The organism is Streptomyces sp. KR55 (assembly GCF_052245645.1).
Classification (GTDB): Bacteria; Actinomycetota; Actinomycetes; order Streptomycetales; family Streptomycetaceae; genus Streptomyces; species Streptomyces flavusporus.
In genome coordinates this window covers 14,181-31,251 of record NZ_JBQQCE010000048.1, presented here as the reverse complement: position 1 = coordinate 31,251, position 17,071 = coordinate 14,181, and the positions used below count along the sequence as shown (strand labels likewise).

The following is a 17,071-nucleotide window of genomic DNA, read 5'->3' as shown; positions in this document are numbered from 1 at the left end:
CGATCTCGCGGTGTATGCCGCGGCCCTGGGACATGATGGCGACCAGGCAGGCGTAGGCCATCACGTCCACGTCCGCGTCGGCCAGTTCGATGGCGGCGCGGTCGGCATCGGCGTTCATCGCGGCGAGTTCTTCGGCGCTGACCGTCTTCATCCGCATGCGGCTGGAGTGGAAGGTGAACCGGTCACCGGTCGCGGCCGCCACCCGCCGTAGCGCTTCGGGGACTTCGGTCTCCATCGTCGTGTTGGAACTCGGCACCAACAGGCCGACACGGTAGGAACTCATGGTTGTTCGTCCTTCATCACAATGACGGATAGATCACGACGGCTTCGGAGAGAGGGGCGGTCCGGCCATGAAGAGAAGACGGCGGCCGCCGTCTCGCAGTCATCCGCTCGACGACGGCCGCCATCCCGGGGATGCCCGGACTGCGGGCCAACGCAAGCCGCTATCCCCAGCTCCGCGGGTAGCCGGCTCTCAGCCGACGGGAGCGTGCAGGCCCCGGTTCTGCAGCCAGTCCAGTACGGTGGTCGCCGCCTCCGCCAGCTTGTCGGGCTGGTTGCGGAGGTAGTGGTTCGCGCCGACGAGGTGGTGCCGGTCGACCGTTCCGCTCAGGGCGTTCGCGATGAGGTCGGCGTGCGTGGTGGGCACCGCGTTGTCCGCGCCGGCGGTGAGGAGCAGGGTCGGTACCGTCACCTGGGAACCGAACTTCACGGTGTTCGCGTTGGACTCGTCGATGCTCCACTGCGAGAGCCAGCTGCGCAGCGAGGAGAACCGGGCCAGCGCGATCGGCGAGTTGTTCACCACGGACGGGATGCCGATGAAGGACGTCCCGGGCTGCCGCTCGTTCGGGTCGAGCGACGGGTCGAGCCAGCGGGGATCGGCCATCGTGCCGTAGACCGTGAACGGCAGGCTGAGGCCCTCCTCACCGTTCGGGCCGGGCTCAGCGAGCCGCTCCTTCACCCAGGCGGTGATGCGGCGGCTCCGCTCCAGTTGGGCCTTGCGGTACTCGGCGACGAAATCCGCGGAGTACGGCGGCTTCGGCGCGTTCTCGCCGTACAGATCGAGATCCGGGTTCCGGCGGAACGGGTTGGTCTCGTCGATGATCGACGCGTCGAGCGAATCGGTGAGCAGCGCCGCCCGGGAGATGTGCGAGCACAGCTGGAGAACGGCCTCGCCCGGGATCAGCCCGGACAGGTCGACGGGGTCACCGGCCGGGGTCTCGGTGATCGTGGGCTTCTCGGCCTGGGCCTGGTAGGTGGTGGCGATCGATCCACCACCGCTCCAGCCGCCCATGACGACCTTCGCGTACCCGCGCTCCTCACGCAGATAGCGAACCCACTGCCCGAGGTCGGTGAGGACGTTCTCCATGATGAGCGCGGCGTCGTTGTTGGGGTAGCGCCCGTTCGCGCAGAAGACGTGGGCGCCGCGGCGGGCCAGCTCCTGCGTCATCGGCAGGTTGTGCAGCGGCCCCATCGGATGCAGGAAGACGATGACCGTGTCCTGCTTGACATCGGGCCGGGAAAGGAGCGTTCCCTCCACGAGCACCGTGTCGTCCCAGGACGCGTAGACCTCACGGCTTCCCGTCTTGTTGGGGTAGAAGAGGGTGACGGTCTCGGACTCGTAACCGCGCGACTCAGATGAACTCGACATTGTCTACTCCCTCAGCGATAACCGTGTCGACTCGGAGGGGCTTGCGCGTTTCGACCATGATGATCTCCCACTCGATCCGGTCGTAGGCGTCCCCGGCGTCCCTGACCGCGTCGTGGATCTCCTGCGGCCAGCCGTGGTGGATGCCCTGCGGGGAGTGGTCGATGAGGCCGCGCGGCAGAGGCTGGCCGAAGGCGGCGCCGCCGTGGACGATGACGACCTCGTCGAAGTCGGCGTTGCGGTGGTGGAACGGCGCCCGCTCCACCCCTGGGGTCGACTCCGCGGGCCTGGGCAGCAGGTTGAGCAGAGTGAAGCCGGGGCCCGCCAGGAAGACGTGCATCGACGGCGGCAGGTGGACCGTGTCGGAGGTGATGACGTTCCAGTCCTGGATGTTGAAGGCGAACGGGTAGAGGTCGCCCTTCCAGCCGAGGACGTCGAACGGGTGGGTCTCGCTGATGACGTCGGAGTAGTCGCCGTCGTACTTCACCCGGATCCGGTATTCGCCGGCCTCGGTGACGGCGTCCCCGAGGACGGGGAGCCTCAGCCGGTCGGGGTCGAACGGAGCGTGCCGACCGAGGCCGGAATAGTGCGGGAAGTGCGGCTGGCCGCTGTAGGCCTCGATGCCGAACAGGTTCAGCGGCTCGTCGACGATCCAGCGCCGGGTCGCGCCCTTGGGGACGAACACGTAGTCCCCGACGCCGAACTTCAGCGCGCCGTACTCCGATTCGAGAGTGCCGCTTCCCTCGTGGACGAACCAGACTTCGTCGCCGTCCACGTTCCGGAACAGCCACGGCATGGATTCCTGCCGGCGGCTGGACCAGATGGAAACGTCGCTGTTGTAGAACAGGCGCTGGGGAACACCGTCGGCAGAAACGCTGTCACTCGTCTTGAGTACGTTGCTGTCGAACGTGGTGTTGTGGAAACGGCCTTCGGTGCGGAACTTCTGCGGATCCCCGTGACGGTAAAAGAGCGTCGTGGGGCCGTCGAATCCTTCCCGACTCAGCTCGTCCTCGACGAGTCCATTGAGGTCGCGGTGCGCCTGAATGGGTGTGCGGCCTTGCTTGACCTGGTGGATCGAACGGTATTGCGGCATGGCTGTCTCACCTTTCGGTGATGAGATTTCGGGCGGCTCTGAGATGGTCGCCCGGCGGCTCCTGAATAGCCGGTTGACGTATCCACTATCTTACGAGTCGTCCGCGAGGTCGTCAAGCGCTTTACGATCCGAATGGAGGTGAAGCTCCCGTGTCGTTCAGAGAAGTGTTCGAAAACCTTCGGCTCGCCGGCATGGGAGCCCTGCTCACGGCCGTATGACGTCAGCCGTCACCGGGTGTCGACGGCCTCGGCCACCGTCCGGAGCAGTTCCATGAGCTGGCGCTGCTGCTCCGGCCCGAGGGAGCTCAGCAACTCCTCTTCCAGTGCGAGCTGCCCCTTCATCGCAGGCTCCATCTGTGCCCGGCCGGAGTCGGTGAGCTGTACGACGACCAGCCGTCGATCGTCCGGGACGGGCTTGCGCCGCACCATGCCGGCGGCTTCCAGCTTGTTCACGGCGCTGCTCACCGCGGCGCGGGTGGACATGCTCAGCTCGGCCAGCCGCCTGATCTCCAAGTCGCCCTCGCTCCAGAGGAAGGCGAGCAGCCGGAAGCCGGCCCACGACCAGCCGTACTGCCGATGGTAGGCGTCCGACCGTGTCGCCAGCTGCATGGAGGTGCGCAGCAGGTTCACGACAATGAGCATCCGAACATAGCCTTCTTCGGACGCCAGGCCTGCTTGCAGATGCTTCTTGGTGAGGAGCTCGGCCGACTGCGACCGGTCGCTTGACGTCATGATCATCTACGTTTCTGTCGGCGCTGCAAAGGAAGGAGCAGGTCACGCAGTGTCCCTGCCTTTGCATGATTCTCCCTCAGTACGCGGCTGAAGCGGAGAGACGTCCCTGCCTGGAACGGGTTCGTGATCGCGGAGCCTGGACCCGCCCCGTGAGGGCTTCAAGAAGGAAGATGTTGTATCAACTGTTGACTGTCGAGGTCCTCAGGGAGACGGCCGCACGACGAGGCCGTCGTGGATCAGCCGGCCTGTCGGGGAGTGAGAATCGCCGCATGGACATCCGGCAGCTGGAGTACTTCCTCGCGATCTTCGACCACGGCGGTTTCAACCGGGCAGCCACGGCCCTGTACGTCTCGCAGCCGGCGCTGTCGCAGACGGTGCGGTCGCTGGAGCGGGATCTGGGCACCGCCCTGTTCCACCGGATCGGCAAGCGGGCCGTGCTGACAGAGGCGGGCTCCGCGCTGATCGAGCCCGCACGCGCCGCCGTACGCAGCATGCAGACGGCGCGCGCCAGCGTCGACGCCGTCCAGGAACTGCGCACCGGCAGGATCGACATCGCCGCGATGCCCTCCCCGGCCGTGGAGCCGCTCACCTCGATGATCCGCGACTTCGGCGGCTGTCACCCGGGAGTGCGGGTGTGCGTCCGCGCCGCCTTCACCCCGCGGGACGTCATCGACATGGTGCGCACCGGCGCTGCCGAGCTGGGGCTGCTGACCATCCCCGGCCCACTGCCCGAGAAGGAGGTGGTGGCCCACCCCGTCGGCGTGCAGGGGCTCGTGCTGCTCGCTCCGCCCGACGGCCCGTTCCGCGCGGGCAGAACGGTGGCCGGTGAGGAGCTGGCCGGGCAACGGCTGATCATCGTTCAGCGGGGGACGGCCGGGCGGGCCTACGTGGACGAACTGCGCGAGCGTGGCGTCGAGTTCACCGTCGCCGCCGAGACCGAGCACCGAGCGTCGGTGCTGCCCATGGTGCTGGCGGGAGTGGGGCTCGCGGTGATGACCGACTCGTGGCGGCGGATGGCGGAGCGGGCGGGCGCGTTGGTGCTGGACCTGGAGCCGAATCCCGTACTGCGTATCGGGCTGATCAGTCGCAAGGCCCCGCTGTCCCCGGCGGCCAGAGCCTTCCTCGACTGCGCCCTGCGGCGGGAGGATGCCGCCACATAGCGATCAAAGGGCCTGCTCAGGGCGCTTATCGCGCTGCCTTATAAGGGCGATCCGGATTGGGTCTTGGACGTGCCGACCGGCCCGCTGATGCAATCGGCCGCATGACAGACCAGAACCACCGCATCGCTCTCATCCCCGGTGACGGCATCGGCACCGAGGTCCTTCCGCCCGCCCAGCGCGTCCTGGACGCGGTCGGTCGCCGCCACGGCATCACCTTCTCCTACGCCTCCTACGACTGGTCGTGTGAGCGCTACCTGCGCGAGGGCGCGATGATGCCGGAGGACGGCCTGGACCGGCTGCGCGAGGTGGACGCGATCCTGCTGGGCGCCGTCGGCTACCCGGGCGTGCCGGACCACGTCTCCCTGTGGGGGCTGCTGATCCCCATCCGCCGCCACTTCCGGCAGTACGTCAATCTGCGGCCGGTGCGGGTCTTCGAGGGCGTGGACAGTCCGCTGCGTGCCGCTGCGGCGGGCGAGGTGGACCTGGTCGTCGTACGCGAGAACGTCGAGGGTGAGTACAGCGAGATCGGCGGTCGGCTGAACCGGGGCAAGCCGGAGGAACTGGCGGTCCAGGAAGCGGTGTTCACACGCGCCGGAGTCACCCGGATCGTGGACTACGCCTTCCGGCTGGCCGCCCGCCGCCGCGGCCGGCTCACCTCGGCCACCAAGTCCAACGGCATCATCCACACCATGCCCTTCTGGGACGAGCTGGTCGCCGAACGCGCCGCCGACCATCCCGACGTCACCTGGGACCAGGAGCACATCGACGCGCTGGCAGCCAAGTTCGTCCTCGACCCGGCCCGCTTCGACGTGGTCGTCGCCTCCAACCTCTTCGGCGACATCCTCAGCGACCTGGCCGCTGCCGTGGCCGGCTCCATCGGCATCGCGCCGTCCGCCAGCCTCAACCCGGAGCGGGAGTTCCCCTCCATGTTCGAGCCGGTGCACGGCTCCGCACCCGACATCGCCGGACAGGGCATCGCCAACCCCCTCTGCGCGATCGGCTCGACGGTGCTGATGCTGGACCACCTCGGCCATCCCGAGGCCGCCGAGGACATCAACGCGGCCATCGCCGCCGTCCTGGCGAAGTCGGACGTCCGCACCCGCGACCTGGGCGGCACGGCGACCACCGACGAATTCACCGAGAAGCTGCTCGAACTTCTCTGACGGCCGGCCCGGTGCACAGGCAGCACCTTCGCTCACTGCGGCCATGCGCGCAGTACGTGGTCCCGGAAGGCGCGCGAGGCGGGCGGGAGCGGGCGGTCGGCGAACCAGGCGAGGCCGATCTGCCGGGCGGGGGCAGGGTTGGTCACCGAGATCAGGGGCACAGCGCCCTCGCCGTGCCCGGCGCCGGCCGAGGCGGAAAAACCTCGCGGCGGGACCGGTTGCTGGGTGGGGAGCAGGCTGACCCCGAGTCCCGCGCCGACCAGGCCGCGCAGGGTGGCGACCTCGTCGCCCTCGAAGGCGATGCGCGGCGCGAACCCGGCCTCGCGGCAGGCCTCCTCCACGATGGTGCGCAGTCCCATTCCGGTGCGCAGCACGACGAACGGCTCGTCGGCGACCTCGGTGAGCCGTACCCGTCGGCGGCCGGCGAGCCGGTGCCCGGGCGGGACGGCGAGCAGCAGCGGCTCGGTCAGCAGCCACCGCCAGTGCAGGCCCGGGACGGCGGGGGCGGGTGCGGTGACGGCGAGGTCCACGGCGCCCGAGCGCAGGGTGTCGATGAGCGCGGGGTCGGCGTCCTGGCGCAGGTCGAACCGGGCGCCGGGGTGCACCTGGAGATAGCCGCTGATGAGTTCGGGCACCAGCCAGGTGCCGAAGGTGTGCATGAAACCCAACGGCACCATGCCCGTGTCGGGCTCCACGAACTCCGACACGGCCCGCAGCCCGTCGTCCCACCGGGCCAGCACGGTGTCCGCGTACTCCTTGAACAGCCGCCCCGCGGCTGTCGGATACAGCCGTCTGCCGCTGCGCCGCAGCAGTGGGGCGCCGACCTCCTTCTCCAGCCGGGCCAGCGTCCTGGTGACGACGGGCTGGGTGATGTTGGCGCGACGGGCGGTCTCCGTGACGGTCTCCCCGTCGGCGACCGCCTGGAACCAGCGCAGGGCCTGCAGATCCATACCGCGATTCTCTCATCCATGTTGTTGCGACATAGATGACACAGAAGAACGGCATTGGACGCATGGACAGTCGCAGTCCATACTGGACGTGTCAACTAAATTTGGAGTGGCCGGCCAAGAGCCACTCGACACGGGTGTGCGACCCGAGGGGAGAAGTCCGGCGATGCGGAACCTGAGCGTGGCCCAGCAACTGGTGGACATCCTGCGCCAGGCGGGCGTGGAGCGGATCTACGGAGTGGTGGGCGACAGCCTGAACTCGGTGGTCGACGCGGTGCGGCGCACCGACGGCATCGAGTGGGTGCACGTACGCAACGAGGAGGCCGCCGCCTTGGCCGCTGCGGCGGAGGCGCAGCTGACCGGCAAGCTCGCGGTGTGCGCCGGAAGCTGCGGCCCCGGCAACACCCACCTGATCCAGGGTCTGTACGACGCGCACCGCTCCGGGGCGCCCGTACTGGCGCTCGCCTCGCACATCCCGTCCACCCAGATCGGCACCGGCTACTTCCAGGAGACGCATCCCGAGCGGCTGTTCACCGAGTGCAGCGACTACTGCGAGATGATCGGCACCCCCGAGCAGATGCCCCGGGTGCTGCGGATCGCCATGCAGCGCGCACTCGGCAACAGCGCGGTGTCGGTGCTCGTCATACCGGGCGACGTCGCACACGCCCAGGCGACCCACCCGACCGGGACCAGCGACCTGGTCACCGAGCACGGTCGCGTCGTCCCGCCGGAGGCGCAGGTGCGGGCGCTGGCGGAGAAGCTGAACGCGGCACGGAAGGTGATGCTGTTCGCCGGCGCCGGAGTCCGGGACGCGCACGCCGAGGTCATGGCGCTCGCCGAGAAGGCCGCCGCCCCGGTCGGGCACTCGCTGCGCGGCAAGGAGTGGATCCAGTTCGACAATCCCTACGACGTCGGCATGAGCGGCCTGCTGGGCTACGGGGCCTGCTACGACGCGATGCACGAGGCCGACCTGGTCGTCCTGCTGGGCACCGACTTCCCGTACAACGACTTCCTGCCGCAGGCGAAGACCATGCAGATCGACCACGAAGCGGGGCGCCTCGGCCGCCGTACGGTGCTGGAACTCGGTGTCCACGGCGACGTACGGGAGACGCTGCGCGCGGTGCTGCCGCTGGTCGAGGCCAAGCGGGACCGTTCCTATCTGGACCGCATGTTGCGCAAGCACGCCAAGTCGCTGGAGACGGTGGTCTCCGCATACACCCGCAATGTTGAACGGCACATCCCGATCCACCCCGAGTACGCGGCCTCGGTCCTGGACGAACTCGCCGACGACGACGCCGTGTTCACCGTCGACACCGGGATGTCCAACGTCTGGGCGGCACGCTATCTGACCCCCAACGGACGGCGCCGCGTCATCGGCTCGTTCCTGCACGGCACGATGGCCAACGCGCTGCCGCACGCCATCGGCGCGCAGTTCACCGACCCGGGCCGCCAGGTGATCTCGATCTCGGGCGACGGCGGACTCGGCATGCTGATGGGCGAGCTCCTCACGGTGAAGCTGCACGACCTGCCGGTGAAGACCATCGTGTTCAACAACTCCTCCCTCGGCATGGTGAAGCTGGAGATGCTGGTCGAAGGACTGCCCGACCACGAGACCGACCACGAGCCGGTGGACTACGCGGCGATCGCCCGCGGCGCGGGTATCGAGGCGATCCGCATCGAGCGGCCCGAGGACGTCGTCGGCGGCCTCAAGCGGGCGCTCGCCCACGACGGACCGGTCCTGGTCGACCTGGTGACCGACCCCAACGCGCTGTCCATCCCGCCGCACATCTCGGCCGGTCAGGTGAAGGGGTTCGCCTTCGCGGCGGGCCGGGTCGTGCTCGACGGAGGCGTCGGCAAGATGCTCGACCTGGCCCGCGCCAACCTGCGCAACATCCCCCGTCCCTGACACCCGTCCACTCTGTCGATTTTGAGGAACGCCATGACATCGACCGGCCCGGCCCATGCCCACGGAACCGCCCTGCTCGCCGATCCACTGCTCAACAAGGGAACCGCCTTCAGTCCGCAGGAGCGCGCCGAACTCGGCCTGGACGGGTTGCTGCCGCCGGCCACGGAGAGCCTGGAGGACCAGGCGAACCGTGCGTACGAGGCGTTCCTCGCGTACGACAAGCCGCTCAACCGGCACATCTACCTGCGGCAGCTGCAGGACACCAACGAGGTGCTCTTCTACCACCTGCTCACCCGGCACCTCGAGGAGATGCTGCCGATCGTCTACACCCCGACGGTCGGCGAGGCCTGCCGGCGCTTCAGCGAGATCTACCGCAGGCCACGCGGTCTGTTCCTTACCTACGAGGACCGGCACCGCTTCCGCGAGATCCTGCGCAACCGCCCCAATCCCGAGGTCGACGTCATCGTCGTCACCGACGGCCAGCGCATCCTGGGCCTGGGCGACCAGGGCGTCGGCGGCATGGGCATCCCGATCGGCAAGCTCAGCCTCTACACCGCCATCGGCGGTATCCATCCCGCGCGCACCCTGCCGATCCTGCTCGACGTCGGCACCGACAACGAGGAGCTGCTGGCCAGCAAGCACTACCTGGGCCGCAGGCGGCACCGCGTCACCGGTGCCGAGTACGACGAGCTGATCGAGGCGTTCGTCTCCGCCGTGGAGGCCGAACTCCCCGGAACCCTGCTGCAGTGGGAGGACTTCGCGACCGCGCACGCCCGTCCGATCCTCGCCCGCTACCAGAACCGGTTGCTGACCTTCAACGACGACATCCAGGGCACGGCGGCCGTGGCGCTCGGCGCGCTGAGCACCGCCACGCAGGTCGCCGGAGCGGGGTTGACCGACCACCGCATCGTGGTCCTCGGCGCGGGATCGGCGGCGATCGGCGTCGCCGACATGATCCGCACCGCACTCGTCGACGAAGGCCTCTCCCCCCAGCAGGCGGCCGACCGCTTCTGGTTCGTCGACATCGACGGCCTGCTGGTGCGCTCCCGGACCGACCTCACGCCCGAGCAGCGGGTCTACGCGCGCGACGACGCGGAGGTACGGCAGTGGGGCGCGGGTGCGCTTGATCTGGCGCGGGTCGTCGGCGAGGTGAGGCCGACGGTGCTGATCGGGTTGTCCACGGCGCACGGCGCGTTCACCGAGGAGATCGTGCGGACGATGGCGGACGCCTGTGACCGGCCGGTGATCCTTCCGCTGTCCAACCCGACCTCGCACGCCGAGGCCGACCCCGCCGACGTCGCCCGCTGGACCGACGGCAGGGCGCTGATCGCCGCCGGTTCGCCCTTCCCGCCGCTGAAGCTGGACGGGCGGGAGGTGCCGGTCGCGCAGGCCAACAACGTCTACGTCTTCCCCGCCGTCGGGCTGGCCGTGGCCGCCTGCCGGGCCTCGCGGGTGACGGACCGCATGATGGTGGCGGCGGCGCGGGCCGTGGGGGAGTGCGCGGTGCAGGCGGGCTCCGACGGGATGACCCCGCTGCTGCCACCACTGGTGGGCATGCGGGACGCGGCCCGCGAGATCGCGCTGGCCGTGGCGAAGGCCGCCGTCGAGGACGGCGTCGCACCCGAGGCCACGGAGGGCGAGCTGCGTGCCGCGATCTCGGCGGCGCAGTGGACACCGCGGTACGCGTCCTGACGGCTGGGCCCGCATCAACTCGCTTCCGGTGAGTACCGGTTCAGTTACTTTCGGCCGACGTGCAGTGGATCTCGAGGCCAGCGCGTCTGGCACGGCTGGGCCGGCGCACCGGAGCCGGACGCCGGCAAGGCCCGCCACCTCGTGCGATCCGACGGAGGCGGCGGCCGTACGGTCGCAGTGCGTGACCGGCTCAGCCGACGGGGTGGCCGACGGCCTTGGGGGAGGGGCCGTACTGGTTGGCGCCCGGGGCGCTGTCCACCGCCATGCCCACGAGGTAGACGATCGGGCCGACGACCGGGATCAGGGCGATGAGCATCCTCCAGCCGGACTTGCCGGTGTCGTGCAACCGGCGGACGGAGACGCTCAGCATGGGCACGATGAACGGCAGCAGGAGGACGCTCAGCAATGGGACCTCGATCGCGAAGCTGATCCCGACGAGTACGACGGTGGCACTCGTGTACAGCACCGAGAACCACCAGTACTCCGCGCGCCGGGCGCGACCGGAGAACCTGGCGTACTTGGCGGTGAGGCACGTGCGTGCCGCGTCGGCGAACGACATGGTGGTCACAGCGATCCTTTCGCAGAAACGGTATTGGGGAGACGGTGGATCGGGCGCCGGGGCGCGGCCGTGCCGACGGTGCCCACGCCGCCGCCTCGGCGGCGTGGGCAGTACGACCGAATGGCATTCGGATAGGGCTATCCGATTCGCGATCCGGATAGCCCCTTCCGATTTACTGCGACCACGGTACCATCAAAATGGATAGGGTAATCCGGTTGCTGGAGTGGCGGATGTGACCCCTGGCGCCCAGTACCCCCGACGGGGGACCCAGGTCAGAGGGTTAGGAGCACCTTGGTGGCGCGCCGCTCGTCCATGGCCTTGTAGCCCTCTGCGGCCTGGTCCAGCGGCAGGGTGAGGTCGAAGACCTTGCCGGGGTCGACCTTGCGGTCCCAGATGAGCTGGATCAGCTCGGGCAGGAACCGGCGCACCGGGGCGGGGCCGCCCTCCACGTGGATCCCGGCGAAGAACAGGTCGATGCCCTGGATCGTGACGTCGTAGTTGACGCCGACGAAGCCCATGTGCCCGCCGGGGCGGGTGGAGTTGATCGCCTGCATGGTCGACTCCTGGGTCCCGACGGCCTCGACCACCGAGTGTGCGCCGAGGCCGCCCGTGAGTTCCTTGATCTTCGCCACGCCCGCGTCACCGCGCTCCTCGACAATGTCGGTCGCGCCGTAGAACCGGGCCAGCTCCTGCCGCTCGGGGTGACGGGACATCGCGATGATCCGCTCCGCGCCCAGCTGTTTGGCGGCCAGGACGGCCATCAGACCGACCGCGCCGTCACCGACGACCGCGACCGTCTTGCCGGGGCCGGCCTCGGCCGCGACGGCGCCGTACCAGCCGGTGCCGAGCACGTCGGAGGCGGCCAGCAGCGACGGGATCAGCTCAGGGTCCGGCTGCCCCGGCGTGGCCACCAGGGTGCCGTCCGCGTGGGGGATGCGCGCCTTCTCGGCCTGAGTGCCGATCGCTTGTGCCACGAATTCCCGGTGCACGCAGCCGGACTGGTAGCCCGAGCGGCAGATCTCGCAGGTGTTGTCGGAGATGACGAACGACCCGACGACGAAGTCGCCCATCTTGACGTTCTTCACGTCGGAGCCGACTTCCTCGACCACGCCCACGTACTCGTGCCCCATGGCCGTGTGATCGACGGGCTCGATCCCGCGGTAGGGCCACAGGTCCGACCCGCAGATACAGGTCGCGGTCAGCCGGACGATCGCGTCGGTCGGCTCGATGATCTTCGGGTCCTCACGGTCCTCCACCCGGACATCACCGGCCGTGTGCATGACTACGCCACGCATGTCTGAGTCTCCTTACTTCGTCGTATGTGGGCGCCCGCGGCGCCGGGATCGTTGCCTGGCAACTGGCGGCCCAGGCGGTTGTGATCAGGCCAGGTACTTGGTGAAGAACTCCTCCGGCTCGGCGAAGGGGATCAGGTCCGTCACCCGTTGCACCACCGGTGACGGGGGAGCGGAAAGCACCACAGCATCCAGGTAACCGCCGTTCCATGCGGGCAGCGAGTTACTGAGAAGGGGTGTACTGGCAGTACATCCCTACGGAGGGGCGGGCGGCGTACGGTCGGGGTGTGGACAACCGCGATGAAGTCCGCGAGTTCCTCACCTCGCGGCGAGCCAAGATCACCCCCGAGCAGGCCGGGCTGCCGCCCGGCACCCGGCGCCGCGTACCGGGGCTGCGCAGGAGCGAGGTCGCCGCGCTGGCCGACGTGAGCGTGGAGTACTACGCCAAGCTGGAGCGCGGCAACCTCGCCGGCGTCTCACCCCCCGTGCTCGAAGCCGTCGCCCGCGCCCTCAAGCTCGACGACGCCGAACGCACCCACCTGCTCCACCTCGCCCAGGCCCAGGAAGGCTCCGACACCCTCGCCCGCCCACGGTCACGTTCCAGTCGGCAGCGGACGCTGCACAAGAGCCTGCAGTGGACCCTGGACGCCGTCACCGCCGGGCCCGCGTTCGTCGTCAACGGCCGTCTGGACGTGCTGGCCGCCAACCAGCTCGCCCGTGCCTTCTTCAGCGACCTGTACACCGGCCACGCCCAGCCGCCGAACCTGGCCCGCTACCAGTTCCTGGACCCCGCGGCCCGCCGCTTCTACCTGGACTGGGATCGCGCCGCCGACATGACCGTGGACTTGCTGCGCACCGAGGCCGGCCGCAACCCGCACGACAAGGACCTTCACGACCTGGTGGGTGAGCTGTCCACCCGATGCGATGCCTTCCGCACCCGCTGGGGCGCCCACAACGTGACCCACCACGGCACCGGCATCAAACGCTTCCACCACCCGGTCGTCGGCGACCTCACCCTCTCCTGGGAGTCCCTGGTCATGGCCGCCGAACCCGGCCTCACCCTCGTCATCTACACCGCCGAACCCGGCTCACCCTCCGAAGAAGGCCTGAACCTGCTCGCCTCCTGGGCCGCCACCCAGGACACCGCTCCCGCCTCTTCGCTTCGGTCTCCGACCACTCCGCCGAATTGATCGCCGAAAGGGAAACCATCTGGGCCGGCGTCTGCCGCTGACGCCGACACTCGGAGCTTCGTCCTTCAGCACGGGCAGGTCCGGCGATGGCGAGGCCTGGTCGGAGCGGGCCACTTCACGCACCACCTCGACAAGCGGCGGGCACTCCCGACCACTTCACCGCACCCATCACCCCACAGACGGGAGATGACTGACATGGCACTGATTCTGGTGACCGGGGCATCCACCGGGCTCGGGCGCAACACGGCGAACGCGTTGGCCGACGACGGCCACGACGTGGTCGCCCACGTCCGCAACCCGAAGCGTCTTACCGGCGCGGATGACACGTCCCGGTGGAAAGGCGTCATCACCGGGGATCTCGCCGAGCTGGACGAGATCCGCGACGTTGCCCGGCAAGCCGGCGAGTTCGGCCGCTTCGACACCGTCATCCACAACGCCGGCACCATGCACTCTCCGGAGGAGATCACTGTCAACACGGTCGCGCCGTACGTACTGACGGCCCTGATGGACAAACCGGCCCGGCTCATCTATCTCAGCAGCTCCATGCACCGAACCGGCTCCACCGACCTGCGACGACTGACCGCCGGTACCGCCTCCTACGACGACACCAAACTGTGGGTCACCACCCTCGCGCTCGCCCTTGCGTCCCGGTGGGAAGGAACCTCGAGCCATGCGGTCGACCCCGGGTGGGTTCCCACCCGTATGGGCGGTGCCGGCGCACCGGATGACCTGGCCGCCGGACACCAGACACAGGTATGGCTCGCCACCCACCACGACGTGACCCCGGCCACCGGCGGCTACTGGTACCACCAACAGACGCAGACACCACATCCTGCATCACAGGATGAAGAGTTCCAGGCTCGCCTCATTCAAGTCCTGGAGAGCCACACAGGCGTCCCGCTCGACTGACCGCTACCCCGCTTGACTCAGATCCTCAGCGCCGTCGCTGCGGCGGGAGGCAAAGAGGCCTCAGCAGCCGGCCGGTCCCCCCGCCTCCGTCAGATGGGTCTTCGCCCACTGCGCAAGCTCCTTGAGCGCGGGATCCAACGCTGCCCCTGCCTCCGTCAGCCGGTAGGACACCCGCAGCGGCGGCCCCTCGTCCACCTCGCGGACGACGAGTTCCGCGGCGCCGAGCTCGGTGAGCCGGTGGGAGAGCATGCACTCACTGATCCCGGGAATCGCCCGGCACAGGTCGACGAAGTACGCCGGCCCTCCGATCAGCACGGACACGATCGGGCCGGTCCAGCGCTTTCCGAGCAGCTGGAAGACGCGTGTGATGCCCTCGTCGACCTGCATGCGGGGCCCCGCGTCGTGACGGTGAGCATCGAGCGGGGCCGAGTGCGTCGGCCGCCTCATACGCCGAGGCCGCGGCGCAGCGCCGCGATCATGTCGGCGAGGACGCGTTGGCCCACCGCAGACTCAGGGATGAGGCCTCCGTGCAGGACGCCGGGGTAGAGGACGAGCTCGGTGGGGACGTCGGCGTGTGCGAGGCGTTGGGCGTAGTCGATGTCCTCGTCGCGGAGCGGGTCGTACTGGCATGCGGTGATGAACGCAGGGGGCAGTCCGGACAGGTCCTCGGCCCGTGCGGGCGCGGCGTAGGGGGATACACGGGCGGTGCGCCGGCGTCCCTCTCCGAGGTAGCAGTCCCAACTGACCTGTGCGGCCTGGCTGTTCCACAGCGGGATGTCGTCGTAGTCGCGCATCGACGGCGTCTCCTGGCGGTCGTCGAGTTCGGCGACGCCCAGATACTGGAAGCACAATGCGGGCCCGCGGCGGTCACGAGCGAGGAGGGCCACTGCGGCGGCGAGACCACCACCGGCGCTCTCCCCCGCGATACCGATGCGGTCCGGGTCGATGCCGAGCTCGCTCGCCGACTTCGCGGTCCACGCCAGGGCCGCGTAGCAGTCCTCCAGCCCCGCCGGGAACGGGTTCTCCGGCGCGAGCCGGTACTCGACCGAGACCACAACCGCTCCGACCTCCGCGGCGATGCGCGTGGCCGCGGCGTCGAACTGCTCGATCCTGCCCATGACGAACCCGCCGCCGTGGATGTACAGAAGTCCGGGCAGCAGGCCCTCGCGCTCGGCGGGCGCGTAGACGCGGACCCTGACATCCGGCGATCCGTAGGGCCCGGGCACGGTGACGTCGCGGGTACGGATCTCGATGCCCGGCTCGTAGGACGGCAGACCGCTCCGAACCGCTTCCTCACCCAGCGCGCGCAGCGCCCGGACGTCGGTGAACGGCCCGCTCGGGAGCATCGAGAGCCGCGGTGTGATCTCGGGGTCGTACGCGTAGGTCATGTCGCCTCCTCGGCGGACAGGTGCTGGGACAACTCGGGGTGTGGTGCCAGAGGGGTGTCGCTATGCCTTTACCACCAACGGGGCTCCGGGTTCGTGCCGTCGTACGGGCATCGCGCCGCGGTTGCCGATGCGTGGGGAACCGGGTGCGTAGGTGTGACTGTTGACCCTCCGTAGGGGGTGTAGCCGTCCCGACCGCTCTGGAAGACCTCCTTGAACAGCGGCATGACCGCCGCCGCCAGGGAGGCGCCGGTGGTCGCCTGCACCATCTGCAGCAGATCGGTGGCCGTATTGAGGTCCTCGATGGTCAGTTCCTCCCCGTCGCGCATGCGGACCAGGGCGTCCCTGAACGCCTCGACGATGTGTGCCGCGCGGGGGTCGAACAACTCCGGGTCGTTGTACGACGGATCGGTGGTCGACGTCATGTCGGTCTGCTCCTTGGAAGGGGGTGCTTATGGCAGGCATCAGCACGGTCGGGGCGGGGGTGCGTCCGATGATGGGGGTGATCTTGCCGACGCCTCGGCGAGATCACCCCACCTCTTGGATAGGCCTATCCGTTTTCTCGATCCGGATAGGTCGATCCGGTTCGCTGGGTCAGCGTAGCACTGGAATCGGATAGGTCTATCCGATTGCTAGAATGGCCGACATGACTCCTGGCGCCCAGCACCCCGACGACACCGCCGCCCAGCCGCTGCGCAGCGACGCCGAGCGCAACCGGGAGCGCATCATCGCCGCCGCCCGCACGGTGTTCGCGCGCGACGGCCTGAACGCCTCCATGGCCTCCGTGGCCCGCCAGGCAGGGGTGGGAATCGCCACCATGTTCCGCCGCTTCCCCACCAAGGAGGAGCTGGTCGACGCCGTCTTCGTCGACCGTATGAACGCCTACGCCGACACCGTCGCCGTTGCCCTCGACGATCCGGACCCCTGGAACGGTTTCGTCGGCTACATCGAGACCGCCTGCGCGATGCAGGCGGCCGACTCCGGCTTCGCCGACGTGTTGACCATGACCTTCCCCACCGCCAAGGCCCTGGAGAAGCGCCGCAACGATGCCTATGAGGGCATGGTGCGGCTCATCGACCGTGCCAAGGCCGCAGGCCGCCTGCGCGAGGACTTCGACCCCTCGGATCTGGTGCTGCTGCACATGGCCAACGCCGGCGTCGTCAGCGCCACCGGCGACGCCGCTCCCGACGCCTGGCGACGCGTCGCTGCCCTGCTGATCCAGTCCTTCGAGGCTCCCGCCCGCGGCCCGCTGCCCGCCTCGCCCGAGCACGACGCCCTCTACAAGGCCATGCTCCGCGGCAGCCCGACGGACATCACGTCGTCGGAGCCGGGGAAGAGCAGCTGACCGCAGGACCGAAACCACCGCGCCCGGCCGGGGCACGGCGGCACCTTCGGGTTT

16 protein-coding genes and 1 pseudogene are annotated in these 17,071 nt (G+C 69.1%); 7 read left to right on the top strand and 10 right to left on the bottom strand.

The genetic code is table 11. The features are described 5' to 3' along the window. From ACTWQJ_RS09995 to ACTWQJ_RS09980, 4 genes and pseudogenes are all read right to left on the bottom strand, one after another. Positions 1-283, bottom strand: a pseudogene (locus ACTWQJ_RS09995) (Asp/Glu racemase); the annotation flags it as partial. Positions 284-472: 189 nt separating this feature from the next. Next, positions 473-1,648 carry a hypothetical protein gene (locus tag ACTWQJ_RS09990; RefSeq protein WP_443306268.1) on the bottom strand — a complete coding sequence of 392 codons (1,176 nt, stop codon included), beginning with the start codon at positions 1,646-1,648 and terminating at the stop codon, positions 473-475. After that, positions 1,632-2,738, bottom strand: a complete 1,107-nt coding sequence (locus tag ACTWQJ_RS09985; protein WP_443306267.1) for a homogentisate 1,2-dioxygenase — start codon at positions 2,736-2,738, stop codon at positions 1,632-1,634. The genes ACTWQJ_RS09990 and ACTWQJ_RS09985 overlap by 17 nt, the downstream gene beginning before the upstream one ends. Positions 2,739-2,965: 227 nt before the next feature. After that, the gene (locus ACTWQJ_RS09980) at positions 2,966-3,469 is read right to left on the bottom strand and encodes a MarR family winged helix-turn-helix transcriptional regulator (RefSeq protein WP_443306266.1); all 504 of its coding nucleotides are present in this window, start codon (positions 3,467-3,469) and stop codon (positions 2,966-2,968) included. Positions 3,470-3,738: 269 nt separating this feature from the next. On the opposite strand from ACTWQJ_RS09980, the gene ACTWQJ_RS09975 reads away from it, so the two are divergent. Both ACTWQJ_RS09975 and ACTWQJ_RS09970 read left to right on the top strand, forming a co-directional pair. Then, positions 3,739-4,629 carry a LysR family transcriptional regulator gene (locus ACTWQJ_RS09975; protein ID WP_443306265.1) on the top strand — a complete coding sequence of 297 codons (891 nt, stop codon included), beginning with the start codon at positions 3,739-3,741 and terminating at the stop codon, positions 4,627-4,629. 101 nt (positions 4,630-4,730) lie between these two features. Next, positions 4,731-5,792 carry a tartrate dehydrogenase gene (locus ACTWQJ_RS09970; RefSeq protein WP_443306264.1) on the top strand — a complete coding sequence of 354 codons (1,062 nt, stop codon included), beginning with the start codon at positions 4,731-4,733 and terminating at the stop codon, positions 5,790-5,792. Between the two features lie 32 nt (positions 5,793-5,824). Here ACTWQJ_RS09970 and ACTWQJ_RS09965 read toward each other — a convergent pair whose 3' ends face one another. After that, on the bottom strand, positions 5,825-6,742 hold the full coding sequence (locus ACTWQJ_RS09965; RefSeq protein WP_443306263.1) for a LysR family transcriptional regulator: 918 nt from the start codon (positions 6,740-6,742) through the stop codon (positions 5,825-5,827). 163 nt (positions 6,743-6,905) lie between these two features. Here ACTWQJ_RS09965 and ACTWQJ_RS09960 point away from each other — a divergent pair, with 163 nt between their 5' ends. Both ACTWQJ_RS09960 and ACTWQJ_RS09955 read left to right on the top strand, forming a co-directional pair. Beyond that, positions 6,906-8,645 carry a pyruvate dehydrogenase gene (locus ACTWQJ_RS09960; protein WP_443306262.1) on the top strand — a complete coding sequence of 580 codons (1,740 nt, stop codon included), beginning with the start codon at positions 6,906-6,908 and terminating at the stop codon, positions 8,643-8,645. Positions 8,646-8,678: 33 nt separating this feature from the next. Continuing rightward, positions 8,679-10,337 (top strand): NAD-dependent malic enzyme, encoded by a 1,659-nt coding sequence (locus tag ACTWQJ_RS09955; protein WP_443306261.1) that lies wholly within the window; start codon positions 8,679-8,681, stop codon positions 10,335-10,337. 190 nt (positions 10,338-10,527) lie between these two features. On the opposite strand, the gene ACTWQJ_RS09950 is transcribed toward ACTWQJ_RS09955, so the two are convergent. Beyond that, positions 10,528-10,896: a DUF805 domain-containing protein gene (locus tag ACTWQJ_RS09950; protein ID WP_443306269.1), complete on the bottom strand. Its 369-nt coding sequence runs from the start codon at positions 10,894-10,896 to the stop codon at positions 10,528-10,530. A gap of 272 nt (positions 10,897-11,168) precedes the next feature. After that, on the bottom strand, positions 11,169-12,191 hold the full coding sequence (locus tag ACTWQJ_RS09945) for a zinc-dependent alcohol dehydrogenase family protein (RefSeq protein ID WP_443306260.1): 1,023 nt from the start codon (positions 12,189-12,191) through the stop codon (positions 11,169-11,171). Between the two features lie 284 nt (positions 12,192-12,475). Between ACTWQJ_RS09945 and ACTWQJ_RS09940 the strand changes: the two genes are divergently transcribed. Both ACTWQJ_RS09940 and ACTWQJ_RS09935 read left to right on the top strand, forming a co-directional pair. Further along, a complete protein-coding gene (locus ACTWQJ_RS09940) occupies positions 12,476-13,378 on the top strand; it encodes a helix-turn-helix transcriptional regulator (RefSeq protein ID WP_443306259.1) in 903 nt (300 codons plus the stop codon). Between the two features lie 195 nt (positions 13,379-13,573). Continuing rightward, positions 13,574-14,287, top strand: a complete 714-nt coding sequence (locus ACTWQJ_RS09935; protein WP_443306258.1) for an SDR family NAD(P)-dependent oxidoreductase — start codon at positions 13,574-13,576, stop codon at positions 14,285-14,287. 60 nt (positions 14,288-14,347) lie between these two features. On the opposite strand, the gene ACTWQJ_RS09930 is transcribed toward ACTWQJ_RS09935, so the two are convergent. The 3 genes from ACTWQJ_RS09930 to ACTWQJ_RS09920 form a co-directional block, all read right to left on the bottom strand. After that, positions 14,348-14,674, bottom strand: coding sequence for a winged helix-turn-helix transcriptional regulator (locus ACTWQJ_RS09930; RefSeq protein ID WP_443306257.1), 327 nt, complete (start codon positions 14,672-14,674; stop codon positions 14,348-14,350). A gap of 56 nt (positions 14,675-14,730) precedes the next feature. Beyond that, entirely contained in the window at positions 14,731-15,675 is a 945-nt protein-coding gene (locus ACTWQJ_RS09925; RefSeq protein ID WP_443306256.1) for an alpha/beta hydrolase, read from the bottom strand. 68 nt (positions 15,676-15,743) lie between these two features. Continuing rightward, entirely contained in the window at positions 15,744-16,097 is a 354-nt protein-coding gene (locus ACTWQJ_RS09920) for a hypothetical protein (RefSeq protein WP_443306255.1), read from the bottom strand. A gap of 221 nt (positions 16,098-16,318) precedes the next feature. Between ACTWQJ_RS09920 and ACTWQJ_RS09915 the strand changes: the two genes are divergently transcribed. Further along, the gene (locus ACTWQJ_RS09915) at positions 16,319-17,017 is read left to right on the top strand and encodes a TetR/AcrR family transcriptional regulator (RefSeq protein ID WP_443306254.1); all 699 of its coding nucleotides are present in this window, start codon (positions 16,319-16,321) and stop codon (positions 17,015-17,017) included. The last annotated feature ends 54 nt before the right edge of the window (positions 17,018-17,071 follow it).